1 protein-coding gene is annotated in these 434 nt (G+C 59.2%); it reads left to right on the forward strand.

Annotation, left to right across the window (positions count from 1 at the left end):
- On the forward strand, positions 1–383 hold a 383-nt coding region (locus EN893_RS39960; RefSeq protein WP_128362342.1), incomplete at its 5' end, for a type I secretion C-terminal target domain-containing protein.
- Between the last annotated feature and the right edge of the window lie 51 nt (positions 384–434).

Consider the following 434-nt stretch of genomic DNA (forward strand, 5'->3'; position numbering starts at 1 on the left):
CCGACACACTGAACGGCGGAGGCGGCAGCGATACTCTCGTCGGCGGCTTCGGCCAAGACACGCTTACCGGAGGCACTGGTGCCGACACGTTCAAGCTCGATCATCTCGACATCAAAGATCTCATCACCGACTTCAATGGTGGCGAGGGCGACAAGATCGATCTGACCGCGCTGTTCGACACGGCTCCTGGCGGCGGCGACATCGGCGACTTCGTGAATTACGACGCAGGGACCGGCGTGCTGAGTGTCGACACGAGCGGATCGGGAGATCCGGCCAATTTTGTCCAAGTGGCGGAACTCACGAACCACCCCGCGGCCAACACGATCACGCTGCTCTACGACGATGGCATAACCCAGCATCAGACAACGGCAAACGTGGTGTAACGCCATAGCGCACAACCACGCGACTATGTTATACGTCGCTAATATCTAGGG

It is taken from the genome of Mesorhizobium sp. M7A.F.Ca.CA.004.04.2.1 (assembly GCF_004022825.1).
GTDB lineage: Bacteria > Pseudomonadota > Alphaproteobacteria > Rhizobiales > Rhizobiaceae > Mesorhizobium.